This window comes from Ensifer canadensis (assembly GCF_017488845.2).
Taxonomy (GTDB): Bacteria; Pseudomonadota; Alphaproteobacteria; order Rhizobiales; family Rhizobiaceae; genus Ensifer; species Ensifer canadensis.
Genome location: NZ_CP083370.1, coordinates 133743 through 160686, shown reverse-complemented (window position 1 = coordinate 160686; position 26944 = coordinate 133743). Strand labels below are relative to the sequence as shown.

Annotated in this window: 24 protein-coding genes, 1 tRNA gene and 1 riboswitch; of the genes, 8 read left to right on the top strand and 17 right to left on the bottom strand. The window is 62.5% G+C overall.

Translation table 11 applies throughout. The features are described from left to right. Positions 1 to 17: 17 nt before the first annotated feature. Positions 18 to 1115, bottom strand: a complete 1098-nt coding sequence (locus J3R84_RS00750) for a 2'-deoxycytidine 5'-triphosphate deaminase (protein WP_025425808.1) — start codon at positions 1113 to 1115, stop codon at positions 18 to 20. A 74-nt stretch (positions 1116 to 1189) separates the two neighbouring features. Next, positions 1190 to 1268, top strand: a riboswitch (SAM riboswitch). A 44-nt stretch (positions 1269 to 1312) separates the two neighbouring features. Here J3R84_RS00750 and J3R84_RS00745 point away from each other — a divergent pair. After that, positions 1313 to 2497 (top strand): O-succinylhomoserine sulfhydrylase, encoded by a 1185-nt coding sequence (locus J3R84_RS00745; protein WP_025425807.1) that lies wholly within the window; start codon positions 1313 to 1315, stop codon positions 2495 to 2497. A gap of 42 nt (positions 2498 to 2539) precedes the next feature. On the opposite strand, the gene J3R84_RS00740 is transcribed toward J3R84_RS00745, so the two are convergent. After that, positions 2540 to 3154: a CDP-alcohol phosphatidyltransferase family protein gene (locus tag J3R84_RS00740; protein WP_025425806.1), complete on the bottom strand. Its 615-nt coding sequence runs from the start codon at positions 3152 to 3154 to the stop codon at positions 2540 to 2542. Between the two features lie 111 nt (positions 3155 to 3265). On the opposite strand from J3R84_RS00740, the gene apaG reads away from it, so the two are divergent. Then, positions 3266 to 3658: a Co2+/Mg2+ efflux facilitator ApaG/CorD gene (gene apaG / locus J3R84_RS00735; RefSeq protein ID WP_025425805.1), complete on the top strand. Its 393-nt coding sequence runs from the start codon at positions 3266 to 3268 to the stop codon at positions 3656 to 3658. Positions 3659 to 3664: 6 nt separating this feature from the next. On the opposite strand, the gene J3R84_RS00730 is transcribed toward apaG, so the two are convergent. The 3 genes from J3R84_RS00730 to J3R84_RS00720 form a co-directional block, all read right to left on the bottom strand. Then, positions 3665 to 4654, bottom strand: a complete 990-nt coding sequence (locus J3R84_RS00730; RefSeq protein WP_025425804.1) for an Hsp33 family molecular chaperone — start codon at positions 4652 to 4654, stop codon at positions 3665 to 3667. A gap of 346 nt (positions 4655 to 5000) precedes the next feature. Further along, positions 5001 to 5918, bottom strand: a complete 918-nt coding sequence (gene argF / locus J3R84_RS00725) for an ornithine carbamoyltransferase (RefSeq protein ID WP_025425803.1) — start codon at positions 5916 to 5918, stop codon at positions 5001 to 5003. A 129-nt stretch (positions 5919 to 6047) separates the two neighbouring features. Beyond that, on the bottom strand, positions 6048 to 7247 hold the full coding sequence (locus tag J3R84_RS00720; protein WP_025425802.1) for an aspartate aminotransferase family protein: 1200 nt from the start codon (positions 7245 to 7247) through the stop codon (positions 6048 to 6050). A 421-nt stretch (positions 7248 to 7668) separates the two neighbouring features. Here J3R84_RS00720 and J3R84_RS00715 point away from each other — a divergent pair, with 421 nt between their 5' ends. Then, the gene (locus J3R84_RS00715) at positions 7669 to 8190 is read left to right on the top strand and encodes a GcrA family cell cycle regulator (protein ID WP_025425801.1); all 522 of its coding nucleotides are present in this window, start codon (positions 7669 to 7671) and stop codon (positions 8188 to 8190) included. 168 nt (positions 8191 to 8358) lie between these two features. On the opposite strand, the gene phoB is transcribed toward J3R84_RS00715, so the two are convergent. The 7 genes from phoB to phoR form a co-directional block, all read right to left on the bottom strand. Further along, the gene (gene phoB, locus J3R84_RS00710; RefSeq protein WP_025425800.1) at positions 8359 to 9042 is read right to left on the bottom strand and encodes a phosphate regulon transcriptional regulator PhoB; all 684 of its coding nucleotides are present in this window, start codon (positions 9040 to 9042) and stop codon (positions 8359 to 8361) included. A gap of 303 nt (positions 9043 to 9345) precedes the next feature. Next, positions 9346 to 10056 (bottom strand): phosphate signaling complex protein PhoU, encoded by a 711-nt coding sequence (gene phoU / locus J3R84_RS00705; RefSeq protein ID WP_025425799.1) that lies wholly within the window; start codon positions 10054 to 10056, stop codon positions 9346 to 9348. 56 nt (positions 10057 to 10112) lie between these two features. Next, the gene (gene pstB / locus J3R84_RS00700; protein ID WP_025425798.1) at positions 10113 to 10928 is read right to left on the bottom strand and encodes a phosphate ABC transporter ATP-binding protein PstB; all 816 of its coding nucleotides are present in this window, start codon (positions 10926 to 10928) and stop codon (positions 10113 to 10115) included. A gap of 13 nt (positions 10929 to 10941) precedes the next feature. Beyond that, on the bottom strand, positions 10942 to 12264 hold the full coding sequence (pstA, locus tag J3R84_RS00695; protein ID WP_025425797.1) for a phosphate ABC transporter permease PstA: 1323 nt from the start codon (positions 12262 to 12264) through the stop codon (positions 10942 to 10944). Continuing rightward, positions 12261 to 13745 (bottom strand): phosphate ABC transporter permease subunit PstC, encoded by a 1485-nt coding sequence (pstC, locus tag J3R84_RS00690; RefSeq protein ID WP_025425796.1) that lies wholly within the window; start codon positions 13743 to 13745, stop codon positions 12261 to 12263. Before pstC ends, pstA begins: the two co-directional genes overlap by 4 nt. 95 nt (positions 13746 to 13840) lie before the next feature. Beyond that, entirely contained in the window at positions 13841 to 14875 is a 1035-nt protein-coding gene (locus J3R84_RS00685; RefSeq protein WP_025425795.1) for a substrate-binding domain-containing protein, read from the bottom strand. A gap of 194 nt (positions 14876 to 15069) precedes the next feature. Continuing rightward, the gene (gene phoR, locus J3R84_RS00680) at positions 15070 to 16341 is read right to left on the bottom strand and encodes a phosphate regulon sensor histidine kinase PhoR (RefSeq protein ID WP_025425794.1); all 1272 of its coding nucleotides are present in this window, start codon (positions 16339 to 16341) and stop codon (positions 15070 to 15072) included. 131 nt (positions 16342 to 16472) lie between these two features. On the opposite strand from phoR, the gene ppk2 reads away from it, so the two are divergent. Continuing rightward, on the top strand, positions 16473 to 17369 hold the full coding sequence (gene ppk2, locus J3R84_RS00675; protein WP_025425793.1) for a polyphosphate kinase 2: 897 nt from the start codon (positions 16473 to 16475) through the stop codon (positions 17367 to 17369). 161 nt (positions 17370 to 17530) lie between these two features. Here ppk2 and J3R84_RS00670 read toward each other — a convergent pair whose 3' ends face one another. Continuing rightward, on the bottom strand, positions 17531 to 18706 hold the full coding sequence (locus J3R84_RS00670) for a hypothetical protein (protein ID WP_025425792.1): 1176 nt from the start codon (positions 18704 to 18706) through the stop codon (positions 17531 to 17533). Between the two features lie 415 nt (positions 18707 to 19121). Between J3R84_RS00670 and J3R84_RS00665 the strand changes: the two genes are divergently transcribed. The 3 genes from J3R84_RS00665 to J3R84_RS00655 all read left to right on the top strand — a co-directional run bounded on the left by J3R84_RS00665 (position 19122) and on the right by J3R84_RS00655 (position 20754). Continuing rightward, positions 19122 to 20132 (top strand): NAD(P)H-dependent flavin oxidoreductase, encoded by a 1011-nt coding sequence (locus J3R84_RS00665; RefSeq protein WP_203527354.1) that lies wholly within the window; start codon positions 19122 to 19124, stop codon positions 20130 to 20132. Between the two features lie 78 nt (positions 20133 to 20210). Next, positions 20211 to 20286: transfer RNA gene (locus J3R84_RS00660), tRNA-Thr, on the top strand. Positions 20287 to 20403: 117 nt separating this feature from the next. Beyond that, positions 20404 to 20754, top strand: a complete 351-nt coding sequence (locus J3R84_RS00655) for a hypothetical protein (protein ID WP_025425790.1) — start codon at positions 20404 to 20406, stop codon at positions 20752 to 20754. 75 nt (positions 20755 to 20829) lie between these two features. Here J3R84_RS00655 and J3R84_RS00650 read toward each other — a convergent pair whose 3' ends face one another. Next, positions 20830 to 21552 (bottom strand): MFS transporter, encoded by a 723-nt coding sequence (locus tag J3R84_RS00650; protein WP_051509152.1) that lies wholly within the window; start codon positions 21550 to 21552, stop codon positions 20830 to 20832. Then, positions 21552 to 21908, bottom strand: a complete 357-nt coding sequence (locus tag J3R84_RS00645; RefSeq protein WP_051509151.1) for an MFS transporter — start codon at positions 21906 to 21908, stop codon at positions 21552 to 21554. Before J3R84_RS00645 ends, J3R84_RS00650 begins: the two co-directional genes overlap by 1 nt. Before the next feature lie 360 nt (positions 21909 to 22268). On the opposite strand from J3R84_RS00645, the gene J3R84_RS00640 reads away from it, so the two are divergent. Next, positions 22269 to 23492, top strand: coding sequence for an alpha/beta hydrolase (locus J3R84_RS00640; RefSeq protein WP_225906200.1), 1224 nt, complete (start codon positions 22269 to 22271; stop codon positions 23490 to 23492). Between the two features lie 39 nt (positions 23493 to 23531). Here J3R84_RS00640 and J3R84_RS00635 read toward each other — a convergent pair whose 3' ends face one another. Continuing rightward, positions 23532 to 24224 (bottom strand): response regulator, encoded by a 693-nt coding sequence (locus tag J3R84_RS00635; protein ID WP_025425788.1) that lies wholly within the window; start codon positions 24222 to 24224, stop codon positions 23532 to 23534. Further along, positions 24221 to 26917 carry a DUF4118 domain-containing protein gene (locus J3R84_RS00630; RefSeq protein ID WP_203527353.1) on the bottom strand — a complete coding sequence of 899 codons (2697 nt, stop codon included), beginning with the start codon at positions 26915 to 26917 and terminating at the stop codon, positions 24221 to 24223. Before J3R84_RS00630 ends, J3R84_RS00635 begins: the two co-directional genes overlap by 4 nt. Positions 26918 to 26944 lie beyond the last annotated feature (27 nt).

The following is a 26944-nucleotide window of genomic DNA, read 5'->3' as shown; positions in this document are numbered from 1 at the left end:
CAACGGCACTTTTTCTGTTACTCCGCGTGGAAATGCTTGGAGAGCTTGAGACCCTGAGCCTGATAGTTGGAGCCAAGACCGAGGCCGTAAAGTCCCTCCGGGCGTTCCAGCATATGTTCATAGACCAGCCGGCCGACGATCTGGCCATGCTCGAGGATGAAGGGAACCTCGTGGCTGCGGACTTCGAGCACCGCTCGGCTGCCGCTGCCGCCGGCAGAGGCATGGCCGAAGCCCGGATCGAAGAAGCCGGCATAATGCACGCGGAATTCACCGACCAATGGATCGAACGGCGTCATCTCGGCAGCGTAGAGCGGCGGAACATGCACAGCTTCGCGCGAAACGAGGATGTAGAATTCGTCGGGATCGAGGATCAGCTCGTCGCGGCCACGGCTATAGAGCGGCTCCCAGAAGTCGAACACGGCATGCTGCGCCTTCTTGTCGACATCGACGACCGCGGTGTGATGCTTGCCGCGGTAGCCGATCAGTCCGTCCGGGCCCGTACCCTTGAGATCGATCGAGAGCGCGATCCCGCCGCCGCTGACATTGGGCTTGTCGCTCGCAACCAGCATATCGCTTTCATGCAGCGCCAGCAGTTCCTGCTCGGAGAGCAGCGACTGGCCGGTGCGGAAGCGGATCTGCGACAGGCGCGAACCGCGCCGCACGACGATCGGGAAGGTGCGCGGGCTGATTTCGAGGTAAAGCGGTCCGCGATATCCAGCCGGGATCTTGTCGAACTCCTGGGCGCGATCGGTGATGACGCGGGTGAAGATGTCGAGGCGACCGGTCGAGCTCTTCGGATTTGCCGAAGCCGACATGGTCTCCGGCAGATCGAGGCTTTCCATCAGCGGCACGATATAAACGCAGCCGGTTTCCAGCACGGCGCCGTCGGAGAGATCGACGACATGCAGTTTCAGCCGGTCGAGCTTGTCGGCAACGAGATGCGCCGGCCCCGGCATGAAGCTCGCGCGCACGCGAAATGCCTTGGCGCCGAGGCGCAGGTCGAGGCTTGCCGGCTGGATCTGATCGGTATCCAGCGCCTTTTCGCTTTTCAAGCGTCCGGTCGCAAACAGCGCGGCGATCGCGCGGTCGGCCAAAATCCCAGTCTCGCGGCCCATTTCGATCCTCTTTTCAGTTGCGAGACAAAACCAAACTCCAGGAATTGACGCAAGCGCACCCAAGCAGTATTGGAGCTTTATCCCGTGGTGATTTGGCCGGTCGGCTTGCAGCCACGTTAAACAAGTAGCTAAAAAGGCCGGGTTTCAAACCGGCCCTTCACGCGGCCGGTTTTTTTGTTTTTGAAGGTGATCGTCACATGAGCAAAAACTGGCGCCCGGCAACCCAACTCGTCCACGGCGGAACGACCCGCTCCCAGCACGGCGAGACGTCCGAGGCGATCTTCCTCACCCAGGGCTTCGTCTACGAGACATCCGAGGCGGCGGAAGCACGCTTCAAGGGCGAGACCGAAGGCTTCATCTATGCCCGTTACGGCAGCCCTACCAACGACATGTTTGAAAAGCGCATGTGCATGCTGGAAGGCGCCGAAGACGCGCGCGCCACGGCATCAGGCATGGCTGCCGTCACTGCCGCCATTTTATGCCAGCTGAAGGCCGGCGACCACATCGTTGCCGCCCGCGCCCTCTTCGGCTCCTGCCGCTGGGTGGTCGAGACGCTGGCCCCGAAATACGGCATCGAATGCACGCTGGTCGACGGACGCGATCTCGCGAACTGGGAAAAGGCGATCCAGAAGAACACCAAGGTCTTCTTCCTGGAAAGCCCGACCAACCCGACGCTGGAAGTGATCGACATTTCAGGCGTTTCTCGGCTCGCCAACCAGATCGGCGCCAAGGTCGTGGTCGACAACGTCTTCGCCACGCCGCTGTTCCAGAAGCCGCTGGAACTCGGCGCGCATATCGTCGTCTATTCCGCCACCAAGCATATCGACGGCCAGGGCCGGTGCCTCGGTGGCGTGGTTCTGTCCGACAAGGACTGGATCAACGAGCATCTGCATGACTACTTCCGCCACACCGGCCCGGCGATGTCGCCGTTCAACGCCTGGACGTTGCTGAAGGGCATCGAGACGCTGCCGCTGCGCGTCAAGCAGCAGACCGAAAACGCCCGTCGCGTCGCCGACTTCCTCGCCGAGCAGCCGCAGATCGCCAAGGTGATCTACCCCGGCCGCGCGGACCATCCGCAGGCCGACATCATCGCCAAGCAGATGACCGGCGGTTCGACCCTTGTCGCCTTCGAACTCAAGGGCGGCAAGGATGCGGCCTTCGCACTGCAGAACGCACTGCAGATCGCCCGCATCTCCAATAATCTTGGCGATTCCAAAAGCCTGATCACCCATCCGGCGACGACGACGCACAAGAACCTGACGGACGAAGCTCGCGACGAGCTCGGCATTTCCGCCGGCACCGTTCGTTTCTCCGCCGGTATCGAGGACAGCGACGACATCGTCGAGGACTTCGCCCGCGCGCTGAAGACCGTCAAGGCCTGATACCCACGAACAAGACGGCCGCCCCGAGATCGGCGGCGGCCGCTACTCGACGTCGCGAAAACGCGTTCGCGCGAGCACAATGCGCGATAGCGCGGTGTAGAGGCAGACGACCGCAAACAGCGCCGCCAGCAGCGGAAACCACGTCGGGAACAGGCAGAAGGCCAGGAAGGCGGCGATCGTCTCCGTCGCCTCGGCAAGCCCGGTGGTGAAGTAGAGCGATTTTGCCCCCCGCACATCCGTCGTCATCGCTCGCTTTTCGGCCATAATGGCATAGGCGAGAAAACTCGATCCGTTGACGTAGAACGAGAAGAGCAGCAGACCGCCGACAAGACCGTTGGCCTGCGGATCGGCGCCGATGAAGCCGAGCGGGATGGCACCGTAGAAGGCGAAGTCGAGCACGATGTCGAGGAAACCACCGAAATCGGTTTTGCGCGTGGCGCGTGCCACCGCACCATCAAGTCCATCGCAAAGCCGGCTAACGACGATAACAATGGCGGCGGCAAGGTAGTATTGTCCGGCAATGAGGACAGCGGCAACGAGGCCGAGCGCGAGGCCGGTGATCGTGACCGCATTGGCACCGACACCCCCGCGGGCAAGTGCTGCACCGAGCCGATCCAGTATCGGATCCAGATGTTTTCTCACCGCGCCATCAAGCATCGGCCTCGCCTTTCCGCAGACTTGCCGCCGACGCATGCAATCCTGCCGTTATTCTTGACGAAACCATCTTGCTGTAGAATACCCTGAAAGACTTGAAACAAGGTGTTGCTCATGTATCGCGCGCTCACTCGCGACATAGAAGTTACGGTGGAGCCTTATTATCTGGAAGAGCAATCTGATCCGGATGACAGCCGCTATGTCTGGGGCTACCGCATCGTCATCGCCAACCATTCGGCCGAGTCGGTTCGGCTGATGACACGCTACTGGCATATTACCGACGAGAACGGCCAGGTGGACGAAGTCAGCGGGCCCGGTGTCATCGGAGAGCAACCGTTGCTGAACCCCGGCGATACCTACGAATATTCCTCCGGATGCCCGCTCGATACGCCGTCCGGCGTCATGTTCGGCCACTACAGCATGGAATCGGAAGGCGGAGAACACTTCAACGTGGCAATCCCCGCCTTCTCGCTTGATTCACCAGGGCTCGTTCGAACCCTGAATTGAGGCATCCTACTGCTGGCGGACCTCGCTTGCCTCGAAGCGATAGGTGGTCGAGCAGAACTCGCACGTCACCTTGATCAAGCCGTCCTCGATGGTGCTCTCGATATCGTCGGCGTGCAGTCCGGTGAGCACCGAGCGGATCTTTTCGCGCGAACAGCTGCAGCGATCATAGACCGCCTGCGGCTCGTAGACGCGAACGCCGCGCTCGTGGAACAGCCGATAGAGCAGACGTTCCGTGCCGACCATCGGGTCGGTCAGTTCGTCGGCATCGATCGTCTCGACCATGACCTTGGCTTCCGCCCAGAGATCGTCCTCGTCGAAGAGATCCTCGTTGTCGTCGCCGTCACCCCCCGAAAGATCCGGTTGGCGCATGCGCTCCGGCGCATCCGGCAGGAACTGCGCGACCATGCCGCCGGCGCGCCAGCGATGGCGCGGCTTGCCGTTCTCGTCGCGGTCGAGCAGTTCGGCAACGCCGAGGCGCACCTTGGTCGGGATCTGCTCCGACTGGCGGAAGTAGACGCCGGCAATCTCCTCGAGCGTGGCGCCATCGAGCGCAACGATGCCCTGATAGCGCTGGGTATGGGCACCCTGATCGATGGTGAAGGCGAGAACGCCCTTGCCCAGCAGCTCATGCGACTGGGTGCGTCCGTCCTTCAGAGCTTCCTCCAGCGCTTCCTCGTTGAAACGGGCATAGGCGCGCACCCGATCGGGCGTGGCAAAATCGGCGACGACAAGATCGACCGGGCCGTCGCTCTTCGTCTGGACGATAAGCTTGCCGTCGAACTTCAGCGACGTTCCGAGCAGCACGGTCAGCACCACGGTCTCGGCAACCAGCCGCGCGACCGGAAGCGGATAGTTGTGGCGCTCGAGGATCGCATCGAGCATCGGGCCGAGCTGAACGGCGCGGCCACGCACATCGAGGCCCTCCACCTGGAAGGGCACGACATGATCGTCACCGGCAAAGTCGAATTCGCCAAGTCCTGGTGCCATCTCAGTCATCTGCTGCTCCTTACGTCACTAAAGCGCGTCGCGATCGCCAGGATTCGCTGACTGCGCTTCAAGTTTTTGTTCTTGTGCATATCGTTATCGCAAAACCGCTGCGCACTTTTCCGCGACATGCTTGGGAGAGGGCCGCGCAGAGAACATAAACATCCTCCGGTGCAGCCTGCCCGTTATCCTATTCGATCCCGCCATAAACGGATTTGTCTAGCAGGCATGTGCCGTTTTGCCGGCCGATCATGCGCTGCCTGTCGTCAGGTAACGTCCGTTGTTTCCACCCCGGAACGTCCCGCATTCGGCCTAAATCGTGTCGCATGCGGGAAATTTCAATAGGCAGACGCGCCGATCAGACGAGCCCCATGCACCAGGCGATGATCGACTTCTGTGCGTGCAGCCTGTTTTCCGCCTCGTCGAATACCACCGACTGCGGCCCGTCGATGACCTCGTCGGTCACTTCCTCGCCGCGATGCGCCGGCAGGCAGTGCATGAACAGTGCGTCCGGCGAGGCGTGCCTCATCAGCGCGTCGTTGACCTGGAAGGGCTGGAAGACGTTGTGGCCGCGAGCGCGATGCTCCTGGTTCATGGAAATCCAGGTGTCGGTAACGACGCAATGCGCGCCGGCAACGGCCTGCTCGGCCTCATGGCAAAGCAGGATCTCGCCGCCATTGTTGCGCGCCCAGTTGAGGATCTTGTCGTGCGGCTCGGAACCGAGCGGCACCGCCATGTTCATGCGGTAGCCGAAACGGGCCGAGCCCTCGATCAGCGAGTGAAGCACGTTGTTTCCGTCGCCGGTCCAGGCGATGGTCTTGCCCTTCACCGGGCCGCGATGCTCCTCGAAGGTCATGATATCGGCCATGATCTGGCAGGGATGGGTGTCGTCGGTCAGGCCGTTGATGACGGGCACCGTGGCGTGCTCGGCAAGCTCGAGAAGACGGCGATGATCGGTGGTGCGGATCATGATCGCATCGACGTAGCGTGACAGCACCTTGGCAGTGTCGCCGATGGTCTCGGCGCGGCCGAGCTGCATTTCGGTGCCCGAGAGAAACAGGGTTTCGCCGCCGAGCTGGCGCATGCCGACGTCAAAGGAGACGCGCGTGCGGGTCGAAGGCTTTTCGAAGATCATCGCCAACATCTTGCCGGCGAGCGGCTTTTCGGCGGTTCCGGCCTTCGTCGCCGTCTTTCGCACGCGTGCGTCATCGATGATCGTGCGCAGATCGGCTGCCGTCATGGCCGAAAGATCGATGAAATGTCTTGTGCCTGCCATCGTAGTCAATTCCTGTCTCAGAATGGCCCGTGGAGCGCGACCGGTGTCGAAGAGCCAAAAGAACGCTCGACACCTTGGGCTCGCGCATGGACCCTTGGGAAAATCGCTGCCGATCTCCGGGTTCACAAATTAGGCTGCGGCGGTACCGCTGCTGCTTCTCACGGCTTCGGCCGCGCGCTCGATCCGCGCCAGGCCTTCGCGCGCTTCCGCGGCGGTCACCGTCAGCGGCGGCAACAGGCGCAGGACGTTTTCGCCGGCCGGAACAGCCAGCAGCTTCTCCGCGCGGATCGCCTTCAGGAGATCGGCCGAAGGGCCTTTCGCCTTGATGCCGAGCATCAGGCCGTCGCCGCGGATATCCTCGATCACATCGGGGAAACGGTCCTTCAACGACGCGAGGCCCTGGCGGAAGACCAGGGCCACGTCGCGGACATGCTCCAGGAAACCGTCGGCCAGGATGACGTCGAGCACGGCGTTGCCGACAGCCATGGCAAGCGGGTTGCCGCCATAGGTCGAACCGTGCGTACCGGCGACCATGCCGGCAGCCGCCTCTTCGGTCGCAAGGCAGGCACCGAGCGGGAAGCCGCCGCCGATGCCCTTGGCGACAGCCATGATATCCGGACGGATGCCAGCCCATTCATAGGCGAAAAGCTTGCCGGTGCGGCCGACGCCGGACTGGACCTCGTCGAGGATCAGCAGCAGACCGAACTCGTCGCAAAGCGCGCGCAGCTCCTGCATGAATTCCTTGGTGACCGGGCGGATGCCGCCCTCGCCCTGGATCGGCTCGATCAGGATCGCCGCCGTCTCGTCGGTGATCGCATCCTTGAGCGCCGTGATATCGCCGAAGGGAACCTGATAGAAACCCGGGGCCTTCGGGCCAAAGCCCTCGATGTACTTCTGCTGACCACCCGCCGCGATGGTCGCGATCGTGCGTCCGTGGAAGGCACCCTCGAAGGTGATGATGTGGAACTTCTCCGGATTGCCCTTGGCATAGTGGTAGCGACGCGCAGTCTTGATCGCGCATTCGAGCGCCTCGGCACCCGAGTTGGTGAAGAAGACACGATCGGCGAAGGTGACGGCCGTCAGCCGGCGTGCAAGGCTCTCCTGGCCGGGGACCTCATAAAGGTTGGACAGGTGCCAGACCTTCTCGGCCTGCGCCTTCAACGCCTCGACCAGATGCGGATGCGCATGGCCAAGCGAGTTGACGGCGACGCCGGCGGCGAAGTCGAGATAGCGCGAGCCGTCTTCGGCGATCAACCAGACGCCCTCTCCTCGCTCGAAACGCAACGGCGCACGCATGTAGGTGTCGTAAAGCGGCGTGGTTGCAGTCATGGCGAGCCTCTCCTTCATTGCTATCGGCATCGATCCGAGCCCCTGTTGAGCGCGGCAAAAAATTAAAAATGCCGCCTTGCGGCGGCGCAGGCACTATTCCTATTTCGCAGCGCAATGTCAACAAAACCAAGCTTTGCAGTGCGGTCGGACAGGTCTGATCCATGCGACGAAAAAATCACGCGACGGGGCTTGCAAAAATGCAACGCCCACCGAGCAAGTTGGGGAAAACCAAGAAATCGATTCGGCGCGATTCGCGGGACTCTTGCCACGGAGTCCGCCGGTCAGTAGGTTAATGTTCAATTACTAGACGCATGCGGCGGGCCTAGTCACCAAAAGTGTTATCGCGTTGCAGCTCCGGAGCCTGTCCGGAGCGTGGTGAGAGATTCTGTCATCGCCAACGCTGAGAACGGAGAGTGCAGAAATGAACTGGACTGACGAGCGGGTGGAAAAACTGAAGAAGCTTTGGTCCGAGGGCCTGAGCGCGAGCCAGATCGCGGCACAGCTCGGCGGCGTCAGCCGCAATGCGGTCATCGGCAAGGTTCACCGGCTGAGCCTGCCCGGCAGGGCCAAGGCTGGCGGAACCACCGCCGCGACCCGGCCGAAGCAGCGCCCGACTTCGGCGCCGCGCGCTCCGAACTACGCTTCGCGCGTCACGACACGGACGGTTACCCGTGCGGCCGGCGCGACCGTGCTCAAGGAAGAGGTCGAAGTCGATCTCGTCGCCGAACAGGATTTCCGCATCCAGACGGATGTGGTCGTGCCAATGTCGCGCCGCCTGGAGCTGACGCAGTTGACCGAGCGCACCTGCAAATGGCCGATCGGCGACCCGCTCAAGGAAGAATTCCACTTCTGCGGCAACGATTCCCCGGAAGCTTCGCCCTATTGCACATTCCATGCGCGGCTTGCCTATCAGCCGACCTCCGAGCGCCGTCGCGCTCGCTGAGACGACCGAAAACCACATGCAGAAAAGGGGCCGCACGGCCCCTTTTTTATTGGCTGCTGCATGTTTCCCTGGTTCGTATTCGCTTCAAGGAAACATGCCGCAATTCAAGATGCAACAGCGACCTTTGCGCGTCCATTAAGATGCGCGGCGCTGCAGTGGCCGGCTGGCTCAGCTTTCGAGCGAGTAGCCGGCACCGCGAACGGTGCGGATGACATCAGGCATGCTCGAGAAATTCAGTGCCTTGCGCAAGCGACCGACATGCACGTCGACGGTGCGCTCGTCGACATAGATATCGTGGCCCCAGACGCCATCAAGGAGTTGCGAGCGCGAGAACACCCGGCCCGGCGACGACATCAGGAATTCGAGCAGGCGGAATTCCGTCGGACCAAGGCGGACCTCGCGGGTGCGGCGATGCACGCGATGGGTCTCGCGATCGAGCTCGATGTCGCCGCAGCGAAGCAGCGTCGAGAGGACCTCGGGCTTGGCGCGCCGCAGCATCGCCTTGACACGGGCCATCAGCTCCGGGGTCGAGAACGGCTTGACGACATAATCGTCGGCGCCGGTGGCAAGGCCACGAACCCGCTCGCTCTCCTCGCCGCGCGCCGTCAGCATGATGATCGGCAGGCGCTCGGTTTCCGGACGTTGGCGCAGCCGGCGGCAAAGCTCGATGCCGGAAACGCCCGGCAGCATCCAGTCGAGGATCAGGAGATCCGGGAGGCGCTCCTGTAGGCGGATCTCCGCCTCGTCTCCGCGCAGGATCGTATCAACATCGAACCCTTCGGCTTCGAGGTTATAACGCAGCAGGACACTCAGCGCCTCTTCGTCTTCGACAACGGCGATTTTCGGCAACATCAGGCAACGTCTCCTTACCCAGAGCGTCTCGCGTTCGATCGAACGCAAAGAGATGCTCGAACATATAGAATCTGGAGCACTCCGCGCGTTTTCATAGGCACGCGCGAAAACGTATAGCTTCAGACGCAGTAGAGCAGGGCCGCAACCAGGGCTGCGACCGGAGCAGGTTCATAAGCAGGCACTCGAACGTATCCGGGTCTTAAAGCGCGTCGCGATCTCTAAGATGCGCTTGTTGTGCTTTAAGTTCTTGTTTTTGCACATGTCGTTATCGCAAAACCGCTGCGCACTTTTGCGCGACATGCGTTAGTCCTTCACGGCACCCAGCGTCGACGTATTGTCGTCCTTCGGACGCTCGCCTTCCGGCTGCGCGCCCGTCGCCATGTAGTAGATCGTCTCGGCGATATTGGTGGCGTGGTCGCCGATACGCTCGATGTTCTTGGCACAGAAGAGAAGATGCGTGCAGGGCGTGATGTTGCGCGGATCTTCCATCATGTAGGTGAGCAGCTCGCGGAACAGCGAGGTGTAGATCGCGTCGATCTCCTCGTCGCGCTCGCGGATGCTGTTGGCCTTCTCCGGCGAGCGGGAAGCGTAGACGTCGAGGACTTCCTTGAGCTGCACCAGCGCAAGCTCTGCCAGGTGTTCGAGACCGCGCGCCAGCTTGCGCGGGATGCCGGAGCCGGCAACCGCGATGACACGCTTGGCGTTGTTCTTGCCGAGGTCGCCGACGCGCTCCAGATCGGACGCGATGCGGATCGATCCCATGATCTCGCGCAGGTCGGCAGCAACGGGCTGGCGCTTGGCGATGGTGACGATTGCCTTTTCGCCGATCTGGCGTTCGGCTTCATCGAGGATGGTGTCGTCGGAGATCACCTTCTGCGCCAAGGCGAGGTCAGAATTGACAAGCGCACGAACGGATTCGCCCACCATCTGCTCGGCAAGCCCGCCCATCTCGGAGATGCGGCGCGTGAGATATTTCAGTTCTTCGTCGTAGGCGGACATTATGTGCATGGACATAGTCTTCGATCCTTGCGGGCGCGTTCAGGAAACGGGGTGAAGAGGAGCTTCGGCCATCAACCGAACCGGCCCATGATGTAGTCCTGGGTACGCTGGTCATCCGGATTGGTGAACATCTTGTCGGTGTCGTTCTCCTCGACAAGATTGCCGAGGTGGAACATGGCAGTGCGCTGCGAAACACGCGCCGCCTGCTGCATCGAGTGGGTGACGATGACGATCGTGAAGTTGGTACGCAGCTCGTGGATCAGTTCCTCGACCTTGGCCGTCGCGATCGGATCGAGCGCCGAACAGGGCTCGTCCATCAGGATCACTTCAGGGCTGACGGCAACGGCGCGCGCGATGCACAGACGCTGCTGCTGGCCGCCCGAAAGACCGGTGCCCGGCTCCTGCAGGCGATCCTTCACCTCGTTCCACAAACCAGCCTTCTGCAGGCTGGTCTCGACGACTTCGTCGAACTCAGACTTGGTGCGGGCAAGCCCGTGGATGCGCGGGCCGTAGGCGACGTTGTCGTAGATCGACTTCGGGAACGGGTTCGGCTTCTGGAACACCATGCCGACGCGGGCTCGCAGTTCCACGACGTCGATCGTCGGGTCGTAGATGTCGTCTTCATCGAGCGTGATCTTGCCGGTGACGCGGCAGTTCTCGATGGTGTCGTTCATGCGGTTCAGCGTGCGCAGGAAGGTCGACTTGCCGCAGCCCGAAGGGCCGATCAGCGCTGTCACCGTGTTCTCGCGGATATTGAGATTGACGTCGAAAAGCGCACGCTTCTCGCCGTAGTAGACCGACACATCCTTGCCGATCATCTTGTAGGGCACGGTGTTCATTTTCTGATCCAAGGCTTTTTCGACTGCTGCTTCTGACATGATGTTCATAGTAATTACCTCACTACCAACGGCGCTCAAAGCGACGTCGCAACAGAATGGCGCCAAGGTTCATGACGACGAGGAAGATGAGAAGAATGATGATCGCGCCGGATGTGCGCTCGACGAAGGCGCGTTCCGCCTCGTTGGCCCACATGTAGATCTGCACCGGCAGCGCGGTCGACGGCTCCATCGGCGAGCCGGGATAATCGACGACGAAGGCGACCATGCCGATCAACAGCAGCGGCGCGGTTTCGCCAAGTGCATGGGCGAGACCGATGATCGTGCCGGTCAGGATGCCCGGCATCGCCAGCGGCAGGACGTGGTGGAAGATGGTCTGCATCTTCGACGCACCGAGACCGAGCGCTGCCGAGCGGATCGACGGCGGGACCGCCTTCAACGCTGCACGGGTGGCGATGATGATCGTCGGCAGGGTCATCAGCGTCAGCACCAGGCCGCCGACGAGGGCGGCCGAGCGCGGCATGCCGGCGAAGTTGATGAATACGGCCAACCCCAAGAGACCGTAGACGATCGACGGAACGGCGGCGAGATTGTTGATGTTGACCTCGATGAGATCGGTCAGCCGGTTCTTCGGCGCAAACTCTTCGAGATAGATCGAGGCGGCAACGCCGATCGGCAGCGACAGCACGAGCACGATCAGCATCATGAACAGCGAACCGAGGGCGGCAACGCCGACGCCTGCCGCTTCCGGACGGCTCGAGGCACCGAAGGTGAAGATGCCGGTGTTGAAGCTCTTCTTCAGGACGCCGGCGCTTGCAAGCTCGTTCATCCAGGTGACCTGCTGGTCCTTGACCTTGCGCTTGCTCTCATCGACCTTCAGGTCGATCTGCCCCTTGAAGGCGGAGTCGACATTGGCTTCGGCGAGCAGTGTCACCGGTATGGTCTTGCCGATAACCGACGGGTCGGCGACGACGATGTCGCGCAACAGCGTGCGGGAGCTTGCAGACACCATGTCGGTGGCCCGCTTGACCAGCGGACGATTGCTCGGATCGATGCCGAGCTGCTTGATCAGCGCATCGCGGACCAGCAGCGGATAGTTGGCCGCCACCAGCACCTTGCCGTCGGTCGCGCGCTCACCCTTGGGATCGATGACCTTTTCGGTGAATTCGATCGGCAGCGTGATCGTCGTCTGCTGGAACGCGGTGTAGCCGTTGGAGATCACCGTCCACAGCAGCAGAGCGAGGAAGAACAGGCCAAGACTGATGGCGCTGATGCCATAGGCACGGAACCGACGCTCGGCCGCGTAGCGACGCTTGATGCCGATATCACGCTTGGCGGATGCGGGGCGGACGGAGATCCGGACGGCCGGGGAAGCGATGTCGGTCATTCGTACTGTTCCCGATATTTGCGCACGATGTAGAGCGCGTAAATGTTGAGGCCGAGCGTGATAACGAAGAGCGTGATGCCGAGTGCGAAGGCAACCAGCGTCTGCGGCGAGGTGAACTCAAGGTCACCCGTCAGCTGGTTGACGATCTTCACCGTCACCGTGGTCATCGGCTCGAAAGGATTGATTTGCATGCGGGCCGCGACACCGGCGGCAAGCACCACGATCATCGTCTCGCCGACGGCACGCGAGGCGGTCAAAAGCAGAGCGCCGACAATGCCCGGAAGTGCTGCGGGAAGGATGACCTTCTTGACTGTCTCGGAGCGGGTGGCACCAAGGCCGAGCGAACCGTCGCGCAGGGCCCGCGGTACCTGGGTAATGATGTCATCGGAAAGCGAGGACACGAACGGGATCAGCATGATGCCCATGACGATGCCGGCGGTCACGACGCTCTGTGCCTGGATGAAGTTCTGATAATTGCCGGTGACGAGACCGTTCAGTTGGGCAGAGATATCGCGCAGGAATGGGCCGACGGTCACAAGTGCGAAGAAACCGTAGACGATGGTCGGGATGCCGGCGAGCACTTCGAGCAGGGGCTTTGCCGTCGAACGCAGTCGTGGGCTGGCATATTCCGCCATGTAGATGGCGGCAAACAGGCCGATCGGCACCGCAAACAGCATGGCGACGAAGGCGATGTAGAGCGTACCGGCGAGAAGCGGGATCAGGCCGAACTGGCCGGAGGAGCCACCGCTTCCGGCGGCAGCAAACCGGGGGTCCCAGACCGTGCCGAAGAAGAACTCGAAGGGTGAAACCATCGTGAAGAAGCGGCCGGCTTCCGACAGCATAGAGGCGATGATGCCGACCGTCGTCAGGATGGCGATCGAGGACGCTACGATCAGCGCGCCGAGCATGACGCGCTCGACCTGGTTGCGGGCGCGGAAGCGGGTGGCGATGTTGCGGATGGCATAAAAGCCGCCGGCAATCGCGATCAGCAGGACGACGGCGCTCATCAGCCAGCGATTGGTGGCGCTCATCGCGTTGAAATGCTGGGCGGCGGTGATCATGTAGGGTTCGCCCTCGCCGGCAAGAGCCACGCCCTTGGCCGCAAGCGTCGAGCGAAGATTGGCCGAACCGCTTTCAAGCGCCGAAACTTCTTCGGCCGTCAACCGCTTCAGGCCGCCGGCGACCGACTTGACCTGGCCAAGCGCCAGCTCGACCGTGGCGCCGCCCTGCGTCTGCACCGTCTCGGGCAAGGTCGCCCGGGTGCTGGAGTCGATATACATGGGCGCGGCGACGAGCCAGGCGCCGAGTACGAGCGCCGCTGGAAGGATCGCCCAGATGGCGACATAGCTGCCGTGATAGCCGGGTAAGGAATGCAGATTGGAGAGCTTGCCGCCAGCCTGTGCGAAGGAGCGCGCACGACCCCCAAAATAAGAAATAAAACCAATTACAACAATGAGCAAAAGAAGAAATGAAGTACTCATCGGCACGTCTCCGCGGCGTGACGCTCAATGCGCTGCCGGCAGTTCGGATGGAGGCATGCCCCGGCGCGAGACCATCGCGCCGGGGCTTGTCAGTATCAGAGCATGTTGCCGGCTGCGAAAGCCTTGCGAACTTCTTCGCGCTCGGCGTCCGGAGCAGCGACGAGGCCGTATTCTGCAAGCGGGCTTTCCGGGCCGATCATCTGATCGTCGAGGAAGAACTCAACATATTCCTTGAGGCCCGCGATAACGCCGAGATGTGCCTTCTTGACGTAGAAGTACAGCGGGCGGGAAACCGGGTATTCGCCGGAAGCGATCGTTTCGGTCGACGGAACGATGCCGTTGACGGTGGCGACCTTCAGCTTGTCGGCGTTGTTTTCGTAGAAGGACAGGCCGAATACGCCGATGCCGTTCTTGTTGGCAGCGATACGGGCCAGCGTTTCGGTGTAGTCGCCGTCGATGTCGACAGCCATGCCGTCCTTGCGGACTGCGACGCACTTGCTGTGCTGCTGCTTCTCATCGGCAACGGCGGCCTTGATGACGTCAATGGCGCCAGCTTCCTTGCAACCTGCGGCCAGGATCTTCTCTTCGAAGACTTCGCGCGTGCCGTGCTTTTCGCCCGGGATGAAGGCGGCGATGTCGGCGTCCGGCAGAGCGGAGTTGACTTCAGACCACTTCTTGTAAGGGTTGGCAACGAGCTTGCCGTCGACGACGATTTCGGCAGCCAGACCCTTGTAGAGATCAACGGGCTTCAGGGCGAGGTCGGCGTTGCCGGCGTCGGTTGCGAAGACGATGCCGTCATAACCGATCTGGATTTCCTGGATCTCGGTGACGCCGGCGGCCTTGCAGGCCTCGACTTCGCTGTCCTTGATCTTGCGGGAGGAGTTGGCGATGTCGATGGTATCAGGGCCAACGCCCTTGCAGAATTCCTTCAGGCCGGCCGAGGAGCCGCCGGATTCGACAACCGGGGTCTTGAAGTCCGGGAACGTTTCGCCGAACGTCTCGGCGACGATCTTTGCGTAGGGAAGAACGGTCGAGGAGCCGGCGACCTGAACCTGATCGCGCGCGGCAGCCACGCCGGCGAATGCGGCGGATGCGACAAGCGCCGCTACGGTGAGTTTAAGAGCTTTCATAAAAGTTCTCCCGGAATGGGCTGGTGTTGAGTGCGCCAAGCGTTGCAGCGCTCTTCGCCGTTTGATCGGCTGCCCCTAACTAGCCGCCGATAGCCACACCTTTTATGTCAGTTTCGCGAAACATTTATGACAGCTCATGTCATTGAAAATAATAATGAAAAATGAACACAGCGGCATTATCCCGCGCCAATATGTCAAAAGCGCACGGTAAACACCGTGCCCTTGCCCAACTCCGAGTGGATCAGGAGCCGCGCGCGGTGGCGGGTCAGGATGTGCTTGACGATCGCAAGGCCGAGACCGGTGCCCTTTTTCGAGCGGCTGGCCTCCACATTGACGCGATAGAACCGCTCGGTGATGCGCGGCACATGCTCGGCCGGAATGCCGGGGCCGTAGTCTCTGACCACGACCTCCGCCTGCCCGCCGTCGTCGCCGGAAAGCTCGACATCGACCCTCTTGCCTTCCTGGCCGTATTTGCAGGCATTCTCGATCAGGTTCTCGAAAACCTCGATCAGTTCGTCGCGATCCCCCTGAACGACCACAGGCGTCTCGGGCATTGTCAGCGTGATCGTCACGTCAAGATCGCCCGCAAGCGGAGCAAGACTGTCGCGGACATGGCCGAGCAGCGGCCGCAGATCGATCGTATCGTCTGGCGCGATGTGCGATTTCAGCTCCAGCCGCGACAGCGACAGGAGGTCGTCGACGAGGCGGCTCATGCGCGTCGCCTGCTCGTGCATGATGCCGAAGAACTTCTCCTGCGCCTTCGCGTCGTTGCGCGCCGGGCCTTGCATGGTTTCGATGAAGCCGCGCAGCGACGCCAGCGGCGTGCGCAACTCGTGGCTGGCGTTGGCGACGAAGTCAGAGCGCATGCGATCGATGCGGCGGGCCTGCGAAATATCGCGGTAGGTCAAGAGAAAGATCCGGCGCCATGGGCCATCGCCACCGATTTCGGCTGGCGCCACCCGGACCACATAGACGGCATCGGACGGCAGCCGCTCGGTGTGCTCGATCTGGTTGATCTTGCCGGTCGCGATCGTCTCGCGGACCATATCGAGAATGCCGGGCGAGCGAACGCGGGCGGCAAGATAGCTGTTGGGCGGGATGGTGCCGAAAGCCTTTTCGGCAGCGATGTTCTGGAAGACGACCGTTTCATCGACAGCCACCACCAGCACCGGCATATCGAGCGCGTTCAGGGCTGGGATCAGGGCGTCGCTGGCCGCGCCCGCAACCGCGGCCACCTTTGCCGCTTTTGCGGCCTTCGGTAGCACCGAAGGCGCGCTGCGGTTGAGCAGGGCTGCGGCAAGCACGATCCAGAACGGCAGCACGACGAGGAAATGAATGCCGGCGACGGTCGCAAGCGCGGCGAGCAGCGCCGTCAGGCCGAGGAGCCAACGTTCTGCCTTCAGTCGCGGCACGAGCATCCGCCAGAACGCCTTGGAACCGTCCAGCACGATATCCTCATGAATCACTTTGTCTTCCTCCCGACCCTAAATGGTCGAGAGATAGCGACCGTTCATGACATGATTTTCACGACGCGCTTGAATCCGCAATGCAATTGTGGCCTCCTCACAGGAAATCGCTCGGGCTGGAGGAAGACCAAATGGCGTCAACGCAGGCAGCAACGAAGACCGAAAGCCGGGCGGTAGAACTCGATATCGGCGGCAAGAAGCGGCTCTTCGACATCGACAATCCCGAATTGCCGAAGTGGATCGACGAGGCCGCGTTCTCCTCCGACGACTACCCCTACAAGAAGAAGCTCGACGACGATGAATACCTGAAGACGCTGGAAAAGCTGCAGATCGAACTGGTCAAGCTGCAACTCTGGCAGCAGGCAACCGGCAAGCGCATCATCGCCCTGTTCGAGGGCCGCGACGCGGCCGGCAAGGGCGGCGCGATCCATGCGACCAGCGGCAACCTGAACCCCCGCTGGGCGCGCGTCGTCGCGCTGACGAAGCCGACAGAAACCGAGCGTGGGCAATGGTACTTCCAGCGCTACATCGCGACGATGCCGACATCAGGCGAACTCGTTCTCTACGACCGCTCTTGGTACAACCGCGCCGGCGTCGAGCCGGTCATGGGCTTCTGCACGCCCGAGCAGCACGAGCAATTCCTGAAGCAGGTGCCGCGCTTTGAAAAGATGATCGTGCACGAAGACATTCAGTTCTTCAAATTCTGGATCAACATCGGCCGCGAGATGCAGCTCAAGCGCTTTCACGACCGCTGCCATGATCCTCTGAAAATCTGGAAGCTGTCGCCGATGGATATCGCCGCACTCAACAAATGGGACGATTATACCGATAAGCGCAACCAGATGCTGAAAGAGACCCATACGGACCAGGCGCCATGGACCGTGGTGCGTGGCAACGACAAGCGGCGCGCCCGTCTCAACCTCATTCGGCACATGCTTTCCAAGCTCGATTATGAGGGCAAGGACAAGGACGCCATCGGCGAGGTCGATGACAAGATCATCGGCTCGGGCCCCGGCTTCCTGAAATAGGCCCGCGGCCTGTCGCGCAAAAGTGCGCAGCGATTTTGCGACAACGACATGCGCAAGAAAAGACGCGCGGCGCTGTAAAGCGCAACAAGAGAACACTTGAGATCGGGACGCGCTTTAGCGTCAGCCGGCCGCCCGTCGGTCTATACCCACCTGCGTTGGGATTATTGACCCGGCAGGACGCGGATGGCGTAAAGGTTCATGCCCTTGCCGCCGCCGCTGATGTCGCTGTTGATGACGATCTGCCCGGCAGCACTCGGCGCAAGGCTGCGATCGAAGGTGACCTTGAACAGCATGTCGACCCGTTCGTCATGCAGGGTGAAACGGTGGCGACCGCACTCGCCCAGCGAAGAGAAGTTGCACTCCACCGCAAACTCGGTCGACTTGCCAGGTGCGGCCTGGACGGTCAACGCCAGTGTCGACGTCTTGCCTGAAAGCTCGGCCAGGATCGCGGCCGGGATCTCGATGGTCACGTCACCGTCGGCATCGGCATTCCCAGATGTCAGCAGGGCGCGCGGTCCGCCATCGTCGTTGACCTGTTCGGCGGTCGCCTGCGGGCCGGGCGTGATCGCGCCTGTCTTGCCGGGCGCATACACCTCGACCCAGTCGCCGGTGAAGCCTTCCTGGGCACCGAGGGTCTGCAGACCGGCGGCACCGTCGAAATCCTGCGATGCCACTGTTGCCGGCGGGTTGGCGACATTGGTATCGCGCGCGGCCGGCGACTGCAGCAGATTGTTGGTCTCGACCCACCAGACGGCAGCCACGACCGCGGCGGCAAGCGTCGCAACGACCATGGCGAGCGAAAGCAGACGCCCCCGCTTGCGTCGACGCTTGCGACCGTCCGTCGCGCGCGCTTCCGGCGCAACTGCGCCTCGGCCTTCATGCGACTGCCTGGCCGCGACCTCGCCGGCCGCTGCCGTCGAGACAACGGGGCCATCGCGGTCGGCGCGAAGGCTGCCAAGCCCACCGTCATTCGGCGCATCGCGCGGTGCCTGGCCGGCGAAAGCCGGCTCGCGGCGGCCGCTAGCGGGCGCGGACGGCTGCAGCTCGGGCCTGCTCGTTGCTGTATCGCGTGGCGTGACCGCGTCGTCGAGGCTGACCGAAGGGGTCGGCGCCGGGCGTGCCTTCAACGCCGCGCGCTCCTCGGTTTCGATCGCATGGATGACCGCTTCCAGCCGATGGCGCTGCTGGGCGACGACGTTCTGATCCTCGATTCCCTGCTTCTGCAGCCCGGTTTCCAGCGCCTGTCGCGCAGATTGATAGATGCGCGCCCGCGTTTCGGCGTTGGTTCTGTCGGAGCGCTCCAGCGCATTTCGGATTGCAGTTTCGAGTCCGCTCACGTCAAATCCTTCTGTGCACACCGGGCCTTACAGCGCCGCGCGTCAAATATGACGCGTAAAGGACGCTGTAACGCCTTAAATCTGCTGCATAATCCTATCCCTGAATCGGATCCGATTTAAAGGATTATGCAGTAGCCCCCGCCGGCGCTCGGCATTCGATCGGTGCCTTTTTCATCATCCGCAAGCTCTTATCGGTTAATTCCGGATGCACGCCGTTGGTTTTGTTAACAATTGCGTAACCGCTGCTTTCAAAATCCGCAAGTCCGACGCGCCGGCAGCCCCGGCAACGGCGGGGAAAACTGCTTCCGAACCGTCGCTTCGCTTCGAAAATCCGCATCTTTGCAAGCGCGCAACTTGCTGCTATCTATTTTGACGTTTACGCAAACGTCAAAAATTTCATGGGATGGAGAACTCGATGTCGCTGCCGCCAATTCTTTCCGGAACGACGAGACTGCCTGTTGTCGGCGCACCCTTGTTCATCGTCTCGCATCCCAAACTGACGATCGCGCAGTGCAAGGCAGGAGTGGTCGGGTCCTTCCCGGCATTGAACGCCCGCCCGCAATCGCAGCTCGACGAGTGGCTTGCCGAAATCACCGAAACGCTGGCCGACCACGACGCCAAGAACCCCGGCCGTCCGGCTGCCCCCTTTGCCGTCAACCAGATCGTCCACAAGTCCAACACCCGCCTCGAACAGGACCTGATGCTCTGCATCAAGTATAAGGTGCCGGTGGTGATATCATCGCTCGGTGCCGTGCCCGAGGTCAACGCCGCCATTCATTCCTACGGCGGCATCGTGCTGCACGACGTGATCAACAACCGCCACGCCAATTCGGCGATCCGCAAGGGCGCCGACGGCCTGATCGCCGTTGCAGCGGGCGCGGGCGGCCATGCGGGCACGCTCTCGCCTTTCGCCCTCGTCCAGGAAATCCGTTCCTGGTTCGACGGCCCCTTGCTTCTCTCCGGCGCGATCGCCAATGGCGGCGCCATCCTGGCAGCCCAGGCGATGGGCGCCGACATGGCCTATATCGGCTCGCCCTTCATCGCCACGCAAGAAGCGCGCGCCAGCGACGCCTACAAGCAGATGATCGTCGACAGCAATGCCGCCGACATCGTCTATTCCAACTACTTCACCGGCATTCACGGCAACTACCTGAAGCCATCGATCTTGGCGGCTGGCATGGACCCGGAAAGCCTGCCGGAAGCCGACCCGTCGAAGATGGACTTCGCCCAGGCCACCGAGGGCGCCAAGGCCTGGAAGGACATCTGGGGCTGCGGCCAGGGCATCGGCGCGGTCCGCGAGGTCACTTCGGTCGCGCATCTGGTCGATCGGTGGGAGCGCGAATACGACGCCGCGCGCGCCCGCCTCGGGCTCCGCCCCGCCCCCACGATCGCCGCCAACAAGGAATTTTCAAGTTCTCGAAACTGATGGCTTGAAATCTTGGCGCTTTGCGTTTATCAGCGCCTCACACTTCGTTCCGCGGACTTTTCGCGGAACCGCCTCAGGGCCGCTTTAGCTCAGTTGGTAGAGCACATCATTCGTAATGATGGGGTCAGCAGTTCGAGTCTGCTAAGCGGCACCATTTTCCTTCAAAGAAATGAGCACTGTAGCGGGATGAAAGTCTGAAGCTGGCCGAAGGTCAGCTCGTCTTGCCACGCATGAGCGGCCGGCAAGAGGTCCATTTCGAGGAAGCCGATCGATGTCGCTTAAAGTCAGCCGTTTTCAAGTTCACGAGGATGCCGTCCAGGCCAATGTCTCCGGCCGGACCTGTTCCTTGTCGGCGCTGGAGATCGGCGGCGAGGTGTTTGTCGTGCTCACCTGGCTCGGAAACAAGGACGCGGGCCTGCGCCGTCCGGAATACGTGCTGCCGTTGGCGTCGATACCGCATCAATCGCGCGAACCGGATGCCGGCTCGCCCTATCGCTGGATCCTGACAGGGACGTTGCCAATGTCGCTGTTCGACGGCAGCGCATCGCGGCAGGTCCGCCGACAGCACGGCGTCAGCCCCGGCCCGGCGCTCAACCTGCCGCTACCCGGCGCCACATCCTGATCTGCAGTCAAACGACAGCCTACTGCATGTTTCCTTAAATCCTATTCGATTTAAGGACAAAAGACATGCAGCCATTCAAAGTGCTACAGCGACCTTTGCGCGTCTAATAAGACGCGCGGCGCTGTCGACCGCTCGCTCACGCCGCCGGCTGGCGATCGGCCCCTTCCGGCGCTGGCACACGCCATGTCGCGCGAATGCCGCGACCACGGCAAGGCCCGCCAGAATCGCGGCTGCGGCCGGAAGCACAGATGGCGAGGCCGCTTCGACAAGCAGACCGCCGATGCCCGTGCCCAGCCCGACGCCGACATGCATCGCCGACAGGTTGAGACCGATGCCGGCTTCCGCCGTCTCGGGGCTCTGGCTGATCAGAAAGCTCTGCACCACGGGCGAAATCATCCAGCTGATGCAGCCCCACAGCATCATCACCACTAGGAACAGCAGGCGCATCTCGGACATGAAGGGTACGGCGATCAGCGCAAGCAGGTAGGCGAGCGGCGTCAACCGGATCGCCAGCCGCGGCGGAACGGCATCGCTGAACCGGCCGCCGAGATATCCACCGCAGACGCCGGCCACGCCGAAGGCGAAAAAGGCTGTGACGACCTCATCGCCCCGCATCCCGACGATCTCGGCCAGATAGGGTGCGAGATAGGCGAACAGGATGAAGTGACCGCCGATCATCAGCACCGACACGAGCTGCGCGCAGACGCAGGGTAGCGAGCGCAGATGGCCGGCATAGGAGCCACCGTGCGCCGGCTTCGACCGACCGCCCCCCGGTACGAACCAGCCACATGCCAACATCACGCAGGCCGCAAACAGCTCAAGGCCGATAAAGACGCTGCGCTCGCGGCCGCCATGCCGATGCGGGCGGCAACCAGGACGCCGTAATTCGGGCTGGCAGCGGCCACGACGTTGCTTGTGATGAAGAGCCCCAGCGTCACTAAAAGCAGGGTCCTGCGCTCCAGGCGCGCCGTCAGCATGAGGGCTGCCGGCGCCGCCAACGCGAATGTCACGGAGAAGACCGACGTCAGCTGCCCGGCGAGGCCGATCGAGACGCCGAGCCCTGACGCCACATCGGGCAGGATGCCGATGACGAGATTTTCCGCCGTGCCGGTGGCGAAGGTCGCCAATGCGAGGAGAAGAAGGGGGATGTTCATGTTGCCTTTCCCGATCGGTGGACGCCACGATCGGAAAAGGTCTTCCCGGTGTGGCGACTGGTTGCACACCGGGTTTCGAGGCAGAGCTTCGGTTATCCCTTTGACCGCGCTCCTAGCACGGATCGGCGCCTGCGAGAAGCGCCAAGGTCCGCCGGCTGGGCCGCCGCCTAAGCAGCCGCTATCTGCACAGCGCCACCATAACGCGAGAACCCGGGAAGTACCCGCTTGCATCCGCCGGCCCGGAATGCTGTCATCGCGCCGTCGCGAAAGCACAGTCTGATGCGGCTCGTTTTGTTTCTGCGTGGGGCGCCGATGATTGAGAATGCGCGTATTAAGATCTCGACGGCGCGGATGCCGGCAATGATGACGATCATCCTCCCCGTTGTCCTCTCGCTGGGGCTTGCCGGGTGCGGTGGCAAGCCCAAGGGCGTGATGACGCCGGTCGCCCTGACGGCACAAACACCGAAAACCTCACAGGTGGACATGCTGGTCGCAACGACCCGGCAGCCTTCCGGCGATCCTGCGACTCTGTTTTCAGGCGAAAGAGACGTCAACACCTTCATGACCGATGTTTCGGTATCGATCCCTCCGGATTCGGTGCGCAAGCCCGGCACCGTGCAATGGCCGCGCAAGCTGCCGCCCAATCCGGCGACCGACTTTGCGGTAACGCGGGTGCGGGAACTCGACACACTTGCCGACGGCAAGGCCTGGTTCAGGCAGCACAGTGTCGGCGGCCACACCTTCGTTTTCGTTCACGGCTTCAACAACCGCTACGAGGATTCCGTCTTCCGGCTTGCGCAGATCATCCATGATTCCGGCGCCCAGACAACGCCGATCCTGTTCACCTGGCCGTCGCGCGCCAATGTGTTCGAATACAATTACGACAAGGAAAGCACGAACTACTCGCGCACCGCACTCGAGGATACGCTGCGCATCCTCGCCGACGCGCCTGATGTCAAGGACATCACCATCCTGGCCCATTCCGTGGGCACGTGGCTGACGATGGAATCGCTCAGGCAGATGGGTATTCGCGACGGCAACGTCCCCTCGAAGATCCAGAACGTGATCCTAGCCTCTCCCGATATCGACCTCGACGTCTTTGCCAAGCAATGGGTGGAGATGGGCAAGAAGAAACCGAAGTTCACGATCTTCGTCTCGCAGGACGACCGTGCGCTCGCGCTTTCGAGTTTCATTTCCGGTGACGTTTCTAGGCTCGGCGCCATCGACCCATCGAAGGAACCCTATCGCACGGACCTGGAGAAATCCGGCATCACCGCCATCGACCTGACCAAGGTTGAGACCGATGACGGGCTGCATCACGGCAAGTTCGCCGAAAGCCCGGAGATCGTGCAATTGATCGGCCAGCGGCTGATCAAGGGCCAGACTCTGACCGATTCCAACATTTCGGTCGGCACGGGCATTGCGGCCGTCGTCGCCGGCACAGCCAGAGGCGTCGGCAACGTCGCTGCGACAACGCTGTCCGCGCCGGTCAGCATCATCGAGAATCCACGCCCGACGAAAAAGCGGCAGGTGGTCGGCGACACGCTGTCCGAAGACCAACCGAAGCCGCTGGTGATCAACTGAGTGGACGTTTCGAGGGCCGACCGGAAAAACCGGTCGGCCTCAGTCGTCGTCGCCGACGAAGCGGTAACCGACACCAGGCTCGGTGCGGATAATCTTCGGGTCGGCCGGATCGCGCTCGATCTTGCCGCGCAACTGGCCGATGAAGACGCGCAGATAATGCAGGTCCTCTCCATGCGCCGCGCCCCAGACCGAGGTCAGCAGCGTCTTGTGGGTGACGACGCGTCCGGCATGGTGCGCCAGCATGACGAGCAGATCATACTCCTTCGGCGTCAGACGCACCGGCTCGCCGTCGCGCGTCACCAGCCGCTTGATCGTATCGATCGCCACGCCATCGGCCGAGAGCTGGGTGTGGCCGCCCTCCATCTGGATGCGGTGGCGAAGCGCTGCCCGGATGCGCGCCGTCAGCTCGCCGATGCCGAAAGGTTTTTCGATATAGTCGTCGGCGCCGAGATCGAGGGCAGCGATCTTTTCGCTCTCGCGGTCGCGAGCCGACAGGATGATGATCGGCACCTGCGACCAGGCGCGGATGTTGGCGATCACATCCTTGCCGTCCATGTCGGGCAGGCCGAGATCGAGAATCACCACATCGGGCGCGGTGGTCGCCGCCGCCTTCAGCGCCTCGGTGCCCGTCAGCGCCTCAAGCACGTCATAGCCAGCGGCACTCAACGCCGGTCGCAGAAAACGCTGGATCTGGGGTTCGTCGTCGACAACGAGGATGCGCTCCACGCTCATGCACGGTCCTTTTCAGAAATTTCTGCTTCGGCGGCGGGAAAACGCATGGAAATGCGCGTTCCGCGACGCCTCAAAGCCGGGCTCTCAGCCTTGATGCGGCCGCCCATGGCCTCGACGAAGCCTTTGGCGATCGACAGTCCGAGGCCGGTGCCCGGCGTGCGGCCATCCACCTTGCCCCGCCGGAAGAATTTTTCGAATACGTGTTCGAGATCACCGTGAGCAATCCCCTTGCCGAGATCGGTGACCGACAGCACAATCTCGTTGCCGTCCCGCCTGGCATAGATGCTGACCGGCTCCTCGCCGCCGTATTTGTTGGCGTTGTCGAGCAGGTTGAAGAGCACCTGGCCGAGAAGCACGCTGTCGCCGCGCATCAACGGTAGTTCGGGCGCGATGCTGGTTTCGATCTCACGGTCCGGAAAATACTTACGCGCCCGATCGACGGCTGCCCGCACGGCGTCGGCGACATCCACCCAGTCGCGCTTGGCATTGACTGTCCCCGCTTCGATGCGGGTCATGTCCAAGAGGTTGGCGACGAAACGCGTCAACCGTGCGCCCTCCTCCTCGATCGATTGCAGCAGGTCGTCGCGGCTTTCCGGCGGCATGCGGTCGCCCAGCTGGCGCAGGCTGGTGACGGCGCCGGTGATGGTGGCAAGCGGCGTGCGCAGATCGTGCGAGATCGATGACAGCAAGGCAGCGCGAAACCGCTCGCCCTCCAGCTTGGCGGCGTGATCGAGGCTCTCGCGCGAAAGGCGCGCCCGGTCGATGGCGATCGCCGTCTGGTCGAGGATGGCGGCGAGCGCCCGCTCTTCGTTGATCTCCAGCGGCTTGCCGGCCTGGGCGAAACCGCAGACGCCGACGACGCCATGCGGGCTGGTCAACGGTCGGAAATGGAAGGGGCTGTTCGGCAGCGTACCGGTGCCGTTGCCGGCCGCCTCCTGCTTGTCCATCGCCCAGCGCGCTGCCATGGTATCGGTGACATCGAGCTCGGTGTCCGGAGGCCACGCGGCCTTGAGCTGCAGATCGCCCTCCTCCGGCAACAGCAGCGCGACATTGCGCTTCAGCGTCGTCTGCATCTGGGTCACCGCCGCCCAGAGCACATCGTCGACATTGGCGGTACCCGAGAGCTTGCGGGAGAAATCGTAGAGCGCCTGCGTCGCCGCGGCACGGCGTCGCGCTGATTTCGCCTGTTCGCGCACCCGGGAGGCCAGACTACCGGCAAGGGCAGCCGCGACCAGGAAAATGAACAGCGCGAAGACTTCGTGCGGTTCGGCGACCGTGAAGGTGCCGACCGGATCGATGAAGAAGAAGTTGTAGGCAAGAACCGAAAACAGGGCAGCCGCGATCGCCGCGACGTGGCCGGCATAGGTCGCCGACGCCAGCACCGCCAGCAGGAACAGCAGCGATATATTCGGCAGGATGATGAAGCGCTCGATCAGGACGCCAAGTGCAGTCGCCGCCGCCACGGTGACGGCCGCGATCGCGAGCGCCCGCCCGAAGCCCTCCGGCATTTGCCGCTTGACGCTCAGGCGACTTTTCGGACGCGGCTGCTCCTTGTCGGTAACCAGATGAATGCCGACGCCGGTGATGCGTTCGGCCAGCGCGTCGGGAAGCGATTGCCGGAACAGCCGTAGCGGGAACCGCTGGCGCCTGATGCCGATGACTATCTGCGTCGCATGCTCGCGACGGGCGAGCTTGAGGATCTCCTCGACGAAATCGTTGCCGACGATGCGGCGGGTTTCGGCGCCGAGCTGTTCGGCCAGGCGAAAAGTCTCGTCAAGCCGTCGCGCCGCTTCGCCATCGCCGCTTTCGCGGTCGGCCCGCTCGATGAAGACGACGATCCATGGCGCATTCAGCCCCGAGGCCAGGCGGCTGGCGGTGCGCACGACCTTTTCCGACAGCGGGTCGGACCCGATGCACACCAGCAGACGTTCGCCGCTCGCCCAGGGGCCTTCGATGGCGTTCTGCTTGAGATAGTCGACCATCTGGTCGTCGACGCGGTCGGCCGTCCGCCGCAGCGCCAGCTCGCGTAGCGCCGTCAGATTGCCGAGGCGGAAGAAGCGCTCGATCGCGCGCTTGGCGCTGTCAGGCAGATAGACCTTGCCTTGGTTCAGCCGCTCGATCAGTTCGGCCGGCGGCAGGTCGACGAGCAGCACGTCATCGGCACGGCTGAGAACCGTGTCGGGCACCCGCTCGCGCACCGGAACGCCGGTGATCTGGGCAACGACATCGGACAGGCTTTCCAGATGCTGGATGTTGAGTGCCGTCCAGACGTCGATGCCGGCGGCAATCAACTCTTCGACATCCTGGTAGCGCTTCGGATGGCGGCTGTCCTCGGGGTTGCTGTGCGCCAGTTCGTCGACGACGATGATCCGCGGACGGCGGGCGAGCGCCGCGTCGAGATCGAATTCGGAAAGCACACGGCCGCGATGGTTGACATCGCGGCGCGGCAGTATCTCCAGCCCTTCGACGAGCGCGGCGGTCTCGCCGCGCCCGTGGGTTTCCACCAGACCGATGACGATGTCGACGCCATCGGCCTTCAACCGACGCGCCCGCGTCAGCATCGTGTAGGTCTTGCCGACGCCGGGGGCTGCGCCGAGAAAAACCGTGAGCTTCCCCTTTCGCCCCTGCCCGGCCAGCGCGAGCAGTGCGTCCGGGTCCGGACGGCTTTTCGATTCGCGGTCGGTTTCAGGCATTCAGGGTCTCTGGCAGCGTCTCTGGCC

Coding starts and splice junctions, on each gene's coding strand:
- pstA (WP_025425797.1), bottom strand. CDS start 12,264: ATGACCGACATCGCTTCCCCGGCCGTCCGGATCTCCGTCCGCCCCGCA.
- J3R84_RS00665 (WP_203527354.1), top strand. CDS start 19,122: ATGTCGCTGCCGCCAATTCTTTCCGGAACGACGAGACTGCCTGTTGTC.
- J3R84_RS00640 (WP_225906200.1), top strand. CDS start 22,269: ATGATGACGATCATCCTCCCCGTTGTCCTCTCGCTGGGGCTTGCCGGG.
- J3R84_RS00685 (WP_025425795.1), bottom strand. CDS start 14,875: ATGAAAGCTCTTAAACTCACCGTAGCGGCGCTTGTCGCATCCGCCGCA.
- apaG (WP_025425805.1), top strand. CDS start 3,266: ATGTATCGCGCGCTCACTCGCGACATAGAAGTTACGGTGGAGCCTTAT.
- J3R84_RS00750 (WP_025425808.1), bottom strand. CDS start 1,115: ATGGGCCGCGAGACTGGGATTTTGGCCGACCGCGCGATCGCCGCGCTG.
- J3R84_RS00745 (WP_025425807.1), top strand. CDS start 1,313: ATGAGCAAAAACTGGCGCCCGGCAACCCAACTCGTCCACGGCGGAACG.
- J3R84_RS00740 (WP_025425806.1), bottom strand. CDS start 3,154: ATGCTTGATGGCGCGGTGAGAAAACATCTGGATCCGATACTGGATCGG.
- J3R84_RS00630 (WP_203527353.1), bottom strand. CDS start 26,917: ATGCCTGAAACCGACCGCGAATCGAAAAGCCGTCCGGACCCGGACGCA.
- pstC (WP_025425796.1), bottom strand. CDS start 13,745: ATGAGTACTTCATTTCTTCTTTTGCTCATTGTTGTAATTGGTTTTATT.
- J3R84_RS00715 (WP_025425801.1), top strand. CDS start 7,669: ATGAACTGGACTGACGAGCGGGTGGAAAAACTGAAGAAGCTTTGGTCC.
- ppk2 (WP_025425793.1), top strand. CDS start 16,473: ATGGCGTCAACGCAGGCAGCAACGAAGACCGAAAGCCGGGCGGTAGAA.
- phoB (WP_025425800.1), bottom strand. CDS start 9,042: ATGTTGCCGAAAATCGCCGTTGTCGAAGACGAAGAGGCGCTGAGTGTC.
- J3R84_RS00655 (WP_025425790.1), top strand. CDS start 20,404: ATGTCGCTTAAAGTCAGCCGTTTTCAAGTTCACGAGGATGCCGTCCAG.
- J3R84_RS00720 (WP_025425802.1), bottom strand. CDS start 7,247: ATGACTGCAACCACGCCGCTTTACGACACCTACATGCGTGCGCCGTTG.
- pstB (WP_025425798.1), bottom strand. CDS start 10,928: ATGAACATCATGTCAGAAGCAGCAGTCGAAAAAGCCTTGGATCAGAAA.
- J3R84_RS00650 (WP_051509152.1), bottom strand. CDS start 21,552: ATGTTGGCATGTGGCTGGTTCGTACCGGGGGGCGGTCGGTCGAAGCCG.
- J3R84_RS00645 (WP_051509151.1), bottom strand. CDS start 21,908: ATGAACATCCCCCTTCTTCTCCTCGCATTGGCGACCTTCGCCACCGGC.
- J3R84_RS00730 (WP_025425804.1), bottom strand. CDS start 4,654: ATGACTGAGATGGCACCAGGACTTGGCGAATTCGACTTTGCCGGTGAC.
- argF (WP_025425803.1), bottom strand. CDS start 5,918: ATGGCAGGCACAAGACATTTCATCGATCTTTCGGCCATGACGGCAGCC.
- phoU (WP_025425799.1), bottom strand. CDS start 10,056: ATGTCCATGCACATAATGTCCGCCTACGACGAAGAACTGAAATATCTC.
- J3R84_RS00635 (WP_025425788.1), bottom strand. CDS start 24,224: ATGAGCGTGGAGCGCATCCTCGTTGTCGACGACGAACCCCAGATCCAG.